The 2,212-nt window shown below is 69.7% G+C and carries 2 protein-coding genes; both read right to left on the reverse strand.

Annotation, left to right across the window (positions count from 1 at the left end; genetic code table 11):
* Positions 1–224: 224 nt before the first annotated feature.
* Entirely contained in the window at positions 225–473 is a 249-nt protein-coding gene (locus tag DBR36_RS09730; protein WP_258222696.1) for an acyl-CoA carboxylase subunit epsilon, read from the reverse strand.
* Complete coding sequence (locus DBR36_RS09735; RefSeq protein WP_375136071.1) at positions 470–2,059, reverse strand: acyl-CoA carboxylase subunit beta; 1,590 nt, start codon at positions 2,057–2,059, stop codon at positions 470–472. Before DBR36_RS09735 ends, DBR36_RS09730 begins: the two co-directional genes overlap by 4 nt.
* Positions 2,060–2,212: the final 153 nt, after the last annotated feature.

Here is a 2,212-nt window from a genome sequence, read left to right on the forward strand (position 1 = left end):
GGGGGTGGGGGATCCGTCGACAAATACCGTTACCGCCGCAGGGGAGGTGGGGGTGAGGGGCGGCGTAGTCGCCGGCCCCTCACCCGGGTGGACGGTTACCCGAAAACCGTCCACGCGGCCGGAACCGGCTCGAGAGAGCGGACCGACCGAACGCGTGATGCGTTCCAGCTCCTCCAGTATTCGGCACTCGGCGAGCGCCGTCTGTAGGTATTTCGGGGGACAGTTCAGCCGGTGAAGCCGTGCCAGCCGGCGCCGCGGTCCAGCGGGGTGCGCAGGCCGCGGGCCGACAGCTCCCACCGCGACCGGGCAGCGACGTCGGGGACGGTCGCCTCGGCCACCTCGCGCACGTACGACTCGGTGACCACGACGATCGCCGCGGCCAGCTCCTCTTCGGTGGGCGTGCCGCGCACGACCTCCGCCACGACGGGCGGCAGGCCGGCGCCGGGCGCGACCTCGGGGCCGGTGTCGCTCACAGCGGGATGTTCCCGTGCTTCTTGGCCGGCAGGCTCGCGCGCTTGTTGCGGAGGGCGCGCAGGGCCTTGGCGATCGACACGCGCGTCTGAGCGGGCTCGATGATGCCGTCGAGCTCTCCGCGCTCGGCGGCGAGGAACGGGGATGCCACGTTGTAGGTGTACTCGTTCGCGAGCCGCGTGCGCACGGCGGCGACGTCCTCGCCGGCCTCTTCGGCGCGCTTGATCTCGCCGCGGTAGAGGATGTTCACCGCGCCCTGGCCGCCCATGACGGCGATCTCGGCCGTGGGCCAGGCGAGGTTGATGTCGGCGCCCAGCTGCTTGGAGCCCATGACGATGTACGCGCCGCCGTAGGCCTTGCGCAGGATCACCGTCACCAGCGGGACGGTGGCCTCGGCGTAGGCGTAGAGCAGCTTGGCGCCGCGGCGGATGACGCCCGTCCACTCCTGGTCGGTGCCGGGCAGGTAGCCGGGGACGTCGACGAGCGTCACGATCGGGATCGAGAACGCGTCGCAGAAGCGTACGAAGCGGCTGGCCTTCTCGCCCGCGTCGATGTTGAGCGTGCCGGCCATCTGCGAGGGCTGGTTGGCGATGACGCCCACGGTGCGCCCCTCGATGCGGCCGAAGCCGATCACGATGTTGGGGGCGAAGAGCGGCTGCACCTCGAGGAACTCCCCGGCGTCCACGATGCCCGCGATGACGGTGTGGATGTCATAGGGCTGGTTGGGGGAGTCGGGGATGATCGTGTTCAGCGAGCGATCGGCATCCGTCGTCTCGAACTCGAACGGGGTGTCGTAGACGGGGATCTCGGCCAGATTGTTGTCGGGGAGGTAGCCGATCAGGCCGCGCGCGTAGTCGATCGCGTCGTCCTCGTCGTCGGCGAGGTAGTGCGAGACGCCCGAGCGGGTGTTGTGCGTGTGGGCGCCGCCGAGCTCCTCCATGCCGACGTCCTCGCCGGTGACGGTCTTGATGACGTCGGGGCCAGTCACGAACATCTGGCTGGTCTTGTCGACCATGATCACGAAGTCGGTGAGGGCGGGGGAGTACACCGCTCCGCCGGCGGCGGGTCCCATGATGATCGAGATCTGCGGGATCACGCCCGAGGCGGCGGTGTTGAGGCGGAAGATCTCGCCGTACTTGCCGAGCGCGACCACGCCCTCCTGAATGCGGGCGCCGCCGGAGTCCAGGATGCCGATGATCGGGATGCCGCTGCGCAGCGCCAGCTCCATCACCTTGATGATCTTGTCGCCGGCGACCTCGCCGAGCGATCCGCCGAAGGTCGAGAAGTCCTGGGCGTACACCGCGACCGTGCGGCCGTGGATCGTGCCCGTGCCGGTGACGACCGAGTCGCCGTAGGGGCGGGACTTGTCCATGCCGAAGGCCGTCGTGCGGTGACGGACAAACTCGTCGAGCTCGACGAACGAGCCGGGGTCGACCAGCATCTCGAGGCGCTCGCGCGCGGTGAGCTTGCCCTTCGCGTGCTGCTTGTCGCGGGCGGTGGCTTCGGCATCGACGACCGCCTCTTGGAACCTGTTGCGCAGGTCCGCGATCTTGCCGGCGGTGGTGTAGAGATCGGGCTGGTCGGTCACGCTTTCCACCCTAGCGACCGCACCGGCACCGACGTTGGAGGGTGCACACAAGCCACGGGCGAGGGTGCTGTGGCATCCATCCATCGGAACACCCCCGCGGGTCTCCCGGGGTGGGGCGGGGGATGCCGCGACCCGGCCGGGATGCCTAGGGTG

The organism is Microbacterium sp. HMWF026, from assembly GCF_003061325.1.
GTDB lineage: Bacteria > Actinomycetota > Actinomycetes > Actinomycetales > Microbacteriaceae > Microbacterium > Microbacterium testaceum_E.